Origin of the sequence: Sphingobacterium olei (assembly GCF_005048855.1) — a bacterium.
Classification (GTDB): domain Bacteria; phylum Bacteroidota; class Bacteroidia; order Sphingobacteriales; family Sphingobacteriaceae; genus Sphingobacterium; species Sphingobacterium olei.
On record NZ_SUME01000014.1, the window covers coordinates 34,545 to 41,755 of the forward strand.

7 protein-coding genes and 1 rRNA gene are annotated in these 7,211 nt (G+C 47.1%); 6 read left to right on the forward strand and 2 right to left on the reverse strand.

Annotated features, from left to right (window positions below; all coding sequences use genetic code 11):
- Positions 1-137 precede the first annotated feature (137 nt).
- Positions 138-854: an ATP/GTP-binding protein gene (locus FAZ15_RS21865; protein ID WP_136903506.1), complete on the reverse strand. Its 717-nt coding sequence runs from the start codon at positions 852-854 to the stop codon at positions 138-140.
- A complete protein-coding gene (locus FAZ15_RS21870; protein ID WP_136903507.1) occupies positions 851-1,792 on the reverse strand; it encodes an AvrD family protein in 942 nt (313 codons plus the stop codon). Before FAZ15_RS21870 ends, FAZ15_RS21865 begins: the two co-directional genes overlap by 4 nt.
- A 321-nt stretch (positions 1,793-2,113) precedes the next feature.
- On the opposite strand from FAZ15_RS21870, the gene FAZ15_RS21875 reads away from it, so the two are divergent.
- From FAZ15_RS21875 to FAZ15_RS21900, 6 genes are all read left to right on the forward strand, one after another.
- Positions 2,114-3,124: a hypothetical protein gene (locus tag FAZ15_RS21875; RefSeq protein WP_136903508.1), complete on the forward strand. Its 1,011-nt coding sequence runs from the start codon at positions 2,114-2,116 to the stop codon at positions 3,122-3,124.
- Positions 3,125-3,360: 236 nt separating this feature from the next.
- On the forward strand, positions 3,361-3,747 hold the full coding sequence (locus FAZ15_RS21880; RefSeq protein ID WP_136903509.1) for a hypothetical protein: 387 nt from the start codon (positions 3,361-3,363) through the stop codon (positions 3,745-3,747).
- Between the two features lie 569 nt (positions 3,748-4,316).
- Positions 4,317-4,946 (forward strand): fibronectin type III domain-containing protein, encoded by a 630-nt coding sequence (locus FAZ15_RS21885; protein WP_136903510.1) that lies wholly within the window; start codon positions 4,317-4,319, stop codon positions 4,944-4,946.
- Positions 4,946-5,389: a DUF5675 family protein gene (locus tag FAZ15_RS21890; protein WP_136903511.1), complete on the forward strand. Its 444-nt coding sequence runs from the start codon at positions 4,946-4,948 to the stop codon at positions 5,387-5,389. Before FAZ15_RS21885 ends, FAZ15_RS21890 begins: the two co-directional genes overlap by 1 nt.
- Positions 5,390-5,626: 237 nt before the next feature.
- Positions 5,627-5,887, forward strand: coding sequence for a hypothetical protein (locus FAZ15_RS21895; RefSeq protein ID WP_136903512.1), 261 nt, complete (start codon positions 5,627-5,629; stop codon positions 5,885-5,887).
- A gap of 760 nt (positions 5,888-6,647) precedes the next feature.
- Positions 6,648-7,211, forward strand: a 16S ribosomal RNA gene (locus tag FAZ15_RS21900); the annotation flags it as partial.

Sequence of the window (7,211 nt, forward strand, 5' to 3'; positions counted from 1 at the left end):
TTTTGCTGGCAGCTGCTGCGGTAGGAACCTTAAAATAGTGCTTCGTGCGTTCATATATACTTTTGTTTATGAGATAATCGTATAATAATCTCCCAGCTGGCCGTGCCCGATCCGTAGGGAGAATCTATACTGATAAATTAGGGGCGCTTGTTATTTCGGGTTTCCAGCCGAACACTGTCAAAGCGGTTAGAACGTTTAAATTCAGCCTGTAATACACACTGCTCAAGCGACATCAGGGGTGTGATCCCCAGTATATCCACGGCCTGCTGCAACCGCTGCATATGGTTGCCGCGGATAACCTCAGGTTCTAGCAGTAGCTCATCATATGTCTTAAGCAGACGCTTCTCGGATTCCTGCCGAAACCGCTCGGAAGTAGGCCGGTGTCCGTCTGGTACAAAATCAAATTCCACCGGCAGATGGATAAATTGGTCGTAATGACCACAGGTGTATTCCTTGGCCATGCCTTCAAATCCCGATAACAGTTTTTGAAAATCACGGTATCTACCTGGGTTTAATAGTTGCCGGAATTTCATCTTCCAGGGTTTCTCATCCGGATAGGCTCCGGTGATCAGTCGTGTACTGCCATACAGCCACTCCTGTATGGGGCATCCGTCGGAAATAAACCCATGCGGTAGATCTGACTCGCTTTCGATGCGTTCCCCAAACCGTTTCATGCCCAACGTTATGAGTTCGACAGGAGTGCACTGCCGGAGGGTTTTCCCCGGGTAAAGCATAGGGAGTATCTCGCGCATGGTCAGTGCGTGGGTGGCAGGTATACCGCTGGCCAGCGAAAGCGCAAGTGCGAGCGTGGTCTTGCCGGTGCAATAGGTGCCGCTTATAACAATTTTCTTCATGATTCTATTTTTTGAAATCCTACTTGAAACTTCCCGCGATAATTACCGACGGTCCCGCTGAGCGAGATGAGCTGCCATTTCTGGTTTTCCCTGTTCACCTCACGGCTGTCGTGGAACAGGATAGCTCCATCACAGTGATCTTCGAATATCGGACGGCCGCTTGCGAGTGTCAGCTGCCGCAGCCAGATATTCGGACAGCGGAGACGGTCTATTCCCAGCTGCGTGAAAAGTAAGGCCTGCATCAATTGTCCGAATACAATAAGGGCGTCGGTAGGCAACCACATATGGCGGGTAGATCCGATACCCTTTTCCATTGGGCTGCCTTCGGTAACGATGCTGCGGATATAGGCACTTGCACGGTTCTGTTCCGTAATGAGATTTACCTTTTCGATATGGATTTCCCGGTTTTTATAGCCCGAGGAATATAACTGTTCGCAGTCGAGACAAAGCCGCTGTTGGGGATCGAGATAGCGGTAATAGGGACGCTGGTGATCTATGGCAATTAGGATACTATTCTGTGTGCCGATTGTAATAGCAAAGGTGCTGCGGGTTCCCGGTACACTTTCAGCGCTTTGTGTACTGGAAACCACCTTGACACGGTAGGAAGTAGCCATAAGGTACTGCGGGCTGCGCAGCTTGATATGCAGGTCGCTGAGGGCAGCGCTGCTGATCTGCTCATTACTCAGGCCTATCATCAGGTACAGTGCATGGCTCGCCAGTTGCAGTGCCAGAGCCGTAAATTCGATGCTGCCGACATGCACCTCCTCGCCCCTCGGGCGCTCCGGCCCGCAGTAGTTAAAGGAAACCTGGCCTGCCAGCTCTCTGTCTTTTAAAATTCCCTCGTGCACCTGAATGTCGTAATAACGATAGCCTTCGGCGAAATATCGGACACTGCTGTCTCCGAGGACCTGGTCGATGTGTTGGAATTGTTTGCGCATATACTTAAGAATTTAATTGTATACACGAAGGTATAAAGCTGGGTGCATACCGGAAATGTGGATTTTTGGCCTCCACAGCCGGATGTTTACCTTTTTAGTAAGATTTTGTGAACTCTAGATAGAAGTCTCCCGAAAAACGGAAGCTTAATGTGTATCAAGCGTAGTATCTATCCGTTTATGGGAAATTTTTTAAAACGAGAGGACGAAAAAAGATGAGTAAAGGGGAACTGTCGGGGAATGAACTTGGTTATATTTGTTCGTAATCAAATTTGGGATTACAAATTATAAGCCTATTTAAGATAATTTACTAAACAATTAACTATGAAAGAAGAAAAAAAGAAGTACCAGCGTAACCTGTTCCAGTCACTTGAAAAAGTGATCGGCAGCCATGTGTATAAAGAACTGGAGGGATTGCTTTTTATGAGCTATAAAAGTGTTTATTCCCTTCGGCAAGGAAACAGTTGGTTAAAGTTTGAGGATGCCGCCAAGATTATCGAACATTTCGGCCTGCCTGTACAAGATCTTTTTGTAAACAAAACGGGACTTCTTGGGTTTTCCTATATCAGTTTAAAGGATTTTAGGGAAAATGGATACCGTGAATACTTAAATAGACTAGCGGTGAGTATACGGTTATTTGCTAAAAAAATACGCGCAGAGATGCTCTTCCTCGCCGATGAGATTCCTATTTTTCATTTTATGCCCCATAAGGAACTGATCTATTTCAAACTTTTTACCTGGGCGATGGAAAATCAGACGGATAGGGAGCGACCTTTGATGTACTATGAAGATTTTGTGAAGGATATGGAAGAGATGGACTTTACGGCTGAGTTTGAAAGTATCTACGCAGCGTATATGGAAATTCCATCACAGGAGATCTGGTCCCCGTCAACCATTGATTCCATGCTCTATGAACTGCAGCTCTATATCGAGTATAAGGTATTCCGTGAAAAGGAAGTTATCGGGTTACTGCATGATCAGGTGGCGCAGATCTGGAAAAATCAACTGGACTGGGTATCGGCAAGGCGTAAACCGAACGGTCAATATTTTGATCTCTTCTACACCAGAACCCATATCGGAGGCGGACGCATGTTGCTAAAAAGCGATGAAGATAGTACAGCGGTGATCAAACTGCACAAGATCAACAGTATCGCAACTTCTGACCGCTCATTTGTGCAGGAGCAGGAAGCGTCCTTCCGTAGCATCACTGAAAAGTCATCGCTGCTCGGCACGGCACCGTTGCCAAAACTACAGTTGATCGATCAGGAAATTAGACAACGGATCGAGCTGTCCAACGATATCGCCCATAAGCTATATATACAGACCTATGATTAAGATGTAGATGCCAGATAAATTTAGGGGTCAAGCAACTAAGTTTATAGCCGCTTAGGAACCAGTTCTGCTCGTTTTTCTAAATGCTATGTAGCCAGAGGTATGTTGTTTTGAGTTTCCATGTTCTTTACGTCCTTCGATGAGGGTGTTATAGAACGGAAGTTTTACTAAGTACAGCTGGCTGATCGGGAAATAATGAGCGTGCTCCGGGATAGGCTCCGGAGCACATCCTCTTATCAATGGAAAAGTACTTCCAGCAACTGATCGAACAAACGGTCAGGACCAATGACCTGCTCGAAAAACAGGCACAGGTTATCGAAAACCAAAAAATCGTCCTGAAAAGACAGCAGGAAACACTGCAGCTCATCGCCCTGCGTATGGAACGCATGGAGGAGATCCAGCAGCTCATGGCCGATATCCTGGACCGCGACCTGCTCAGCCTGTTAGAACAGCCATTGCTCCTCAAACCCCAGGTAATGGCAAAATTAGGTATCGCCGACTCCACCTACCGTGCCTATGTGGACGAAGGAAAGCTGCAGCCCATGTGGCTGGGGAAGATCGATTACTATTTTCCCCGTGATCTGAACAAAACCCTGCTTGCCTCCAAGGGCAAACGTAGGAGTTAGCGTAAGAAACGACAGGCAGTTTGTTTCAGACGACATGTAGTCTGCCCCGAACTACCTGTCGTTTGCTTAAAAGTACCGGGAGTTTTCTACATACTGCCATATGGTCATTACAAACACCGGTTAGTTTATGAAAAACTAAACGTAGTATCCGGCAGGCTACCATGAATTTATTGCAAGGTACTTGCTACTGATGGATGAATGCCCTACGTTTTTTAAAAACTGTTATAAGTTTATTACATACTCATTGCAGTTTGCCGAAAACTGCAATGAGATCTCGGTAATCTACCATGAGTTTACAGAAAACTACAGGCAGCCTGTCACGGACTGCCTGTAGTTTTTTGGAAATATACCTCATCGTACCGGGTGTATACCTATGATCGTGCCAACGGGAAAAGGCGGGAAAAACAAAAAAGAGGGGCTTTATTTTTTTACACGCCGGTATGCGTTGCTTTTTTCATTTTGCCCTATGGTGGTGGCTATGTTTGTACTGTTCAATGATATCGGAGACAGTTTTACTAACCGCTTAGGGCCTATAGCTTACGGTCAGAAGCAATTAAAAAATTAAAAGAATGGCAACAAAAATGAAAGCATTGATCGGCTTCGGAAGTATGAAGGATGATCAGTTATTATTAACGGCGACGACGATCCTGTCGGCCATGACGGGTAATACCAATTTTCCCGCTCCCACGCCAGACCTTGCCGATGTGCAGCTTCTGTTGGATGATTTTGGGGCAAAACTGGCTGCGGCCCGCAAGCGCGGTTCGCCGGAAGACACGGCGATCAAGGACGAGAGTATTCCGGCACTGGTATCGGCGCTGCAGAAATTAGGATACTATGTCAATGCGGTAGCAGACGGGCACCTTTCGACCCTGCTCAGTTCGGGATTCCCGACCAATGCGCCGTCCACGTCAAGCCTGCCACCTTCTATGGTGCTAAATGTAAGGCTATCGGATACTGCACAATCGGGGCAGATGCGTTTGGATTTCGCCAAACAGGCAAAAGTTCTGGTTTACGAATATTGTTATCGTAGGGTTGAAAGTCCGGAAGCGCCATGGAGCGACCGCCTAACGACGAGCTCTTCGCGGAACAATATCATCGCACCGCTGGCACCCGGCAACTACTACGAAGTACGGGTACGCGCGGTGAATACCAAGGGAGCGGGCGACTGGAGCCAGACAGCAACGTTTCTGGTTCGCTAATGACAATCGTTGTAAAACGTATTCGGCAGGGGAAGGAGAGTACCCTGTCCGAATGCTATCTCGATGGTAAGTTCATTTGCTATGGGCTGGAGGATGCGGTACGTGAAACGAAGATCAAGGGACGCACGGCTATACCGGCCGGTCGATATAGATTGAAGCTGAATACCCATGGCGGGATGAATGCGCGCTATAGGAAGCGGTATCCGAATCTGCACCGGGGAATGATTGAGATAAGCAAGATACCGAACTATTCGCATGTGTACATACATATTGGAAACAACATCGGCGACACTTCGGGGTGTCTACTGGTTGGTGACCGCTATAAGATAGATAGCGATGGCGACTATATCCTAGAGAAATCGGCCAAAGCTTATAAACGGGTGTATGCACTGCTGGTGGATGCGGTAGCACGGGGTGAGGTGTGGATTGAGATTGGTGACTAGGGGTTAGGAGTTAGTGACCAGGAGTTAGGGGTTAGAGACTAGACTGTTTTTCTCGTCTTTGCGAGGAGCATAGCGACGCGGCAATCTTAGAGGGGCTAGAGACTAGTGACTAGGAGTAAGGGATCAGGAATCGGAAACCGGGAAGCTGGAATCGGATCTCTGATTCCAGCTTCCGGTTCTCATATCTAATATCTCACATCTAAGGTCTCAATACTTAATACTCAATACTTAATACTAATGAAAAGCATTATAAACAAAATAAGCCAGGTACTCCAGGTGGTGCTGCTGGCACCGATTAAATTGCCGGGTAAGGCATTGAATATTTTAAAATATGTAGCCGTAGGGCTAGGGATTATCGAATCTGTACTGGATGATGGGAAGCAGGGGTCAGGAACCGGGAAGCAGGAATTGGAAACCCGGGATCAGAAGAATAAGGATCAAGGATTAAAGATGAATGCCGAAGGAACGGGCGAAGACGATGGAGGAGGGGAGCGATGAGGCAGTTGAATAATGTGCAGGCGGGTACGCTTGGCGGTACGTGCTGCTCAATCTGGAATAACTTCGACTGGTCCAATTTGTTTCATACGGTGCTGATGGCTGTAATTGGTGCGGCAGTAAGTTACCTCGTGAGTAGATTGCTGGATGGTAAGCGACGGCGGCGCTAGCCGCTTCATTTAATTGAAAACCCCCGATGTGATCGTACATCGGGGGTTTTTAGCTATGTAAGCTAGCTGGGAGAACATGAAAATATGAAATTATTGATCAATGCATCAGCGGTTTATAATAAAGTTATAAAAATAACGTTTAGTTTACTTGGAGGTAATATTATAAAGTTCCTATCTTTGCACCACTCCGCAAGGGAGGAACGGCCGGACCGCAGGGTCCGGCACCTGAAAAAAGAAGGGTTTAACAATATTTAAACGCGGAAATCGGAGAGAGGTTGAAAAAATAAATTTCACATTTATTTTGGAAGTTCAGAAAAGATTTCTACCTTTGCAGTCCCGTCGGAAACGAAGGGGGATTTTAAAAAAGATAAAAAGGGCCGAAAGGCTTTGAAATAGCAGCAGAAGCGCGATGCGGATGCGAAGAAAGTTCTTTAAGGAAATGATCATGTAACGTAACGAGTAGCTGAAGTTTTTGGCGAAAGTTAAGAACGATAAGTTAGCAATAACTGACCAGCCAGGTCAGTCCGGAATAGATATAAAAACAAGACAATTCTGTTTATATTATAAATAGTCTTGGTCTTACACTTCATTTTACTATGGAGAGTTTGATCCTGGCTCAGGATGAACGCTAGCGGCAGGCCTAATACATGCAAGTCGGACGGGATTCGGGACTTCGGTCGCGATGAGAGTGGCGCACGGGTGCGTAACGCGTGAGCAACCTGCCCATATCAGGGGGATAGCCCGGAGAAATCCGGATTAACACCGCATAACACAGCAGTCTGGCATCAGACCACTGTTAAATATTTATAGGATATGGATGGGCTCGCGTGACATTAGCTAGTTGGCGGGGTAACGGCCCACCAAGGCGACGATGTCTAGGGGCTCTGAGAGGAGAATCCCCCACACTGGTACTGAGACACGGACCAGACTCCTACGGGAGGCAGCAGTAAGGAATATTGGTCAATGGGGGCAACCCTGAACCAGCCATGCCGCGTGCAGGATGACTGCCCTACGGGTTGTAAACTGCTTTTGTCCGGGAATAACCCCCTCTACGTGTAGAGGGCTGAATGTACCGGAAGAATAAGGATCGGCTAACTCCGTGCCAGCAGCCGCGGTAATACGGAGGATCCGAGCGTTATCCGGATTTATTGGGTTTA

Excerpts from the sequence above, each read along its gene's own strand:
- FAZ15_RS21865 (WP_136903506.1), bottom strand. The coding sequence starts at position 854 with ATGAAGAAAATTGTTATAAGCGGCACCTATTGCACCGGCAAGACCACG.
- FAZ15_RS21870 (WP_136903507.1), bottom strand. The coding sequence starts at position 1,792 with ATGCGCAAACAATTCCAACACATCGACCAGGTCCTCGGAGACAGCAGT.
- FAZ15_RS21875 (WP_136903508.1), top strand. The coding sequence starts at position 2,114 with ATGAAAGAAGAAAAAAAGAAGTACCAGCGTAACCTGTTCCAGTCACTT.
- FAZ15_RS21880 (WP_136903509.1), top strand. The coding sequence starts at position 3,361 with ATGGAAAAGTACTTCCAGCAACTGATCGAACAAACGGTCAGGACCAAT.
- FAZ15_RS21885 (WP_136903510.1), top strand. The coding sequence starts at position 4,317 with ATGGCAACAAAAATGAAAGCATTGATCGGCTTCGGAAGTATGAAGGAT.
- FAZ15_RS21890 (WP_136903511.1), top strand. The coding sequence starts at position 4,946 with ATGACAATCGTTGTAAAACGTATTCGGCAGGGGAAGGAGAGTACCCTG.
- FAZ15_RS21895 (WP_136903512.1), top strand. The coding sequence starts at position 5,627 with ATGAAAAGCATTATAAACAAAATAAGCCAGGTACTCCAGGTGGTGCTG.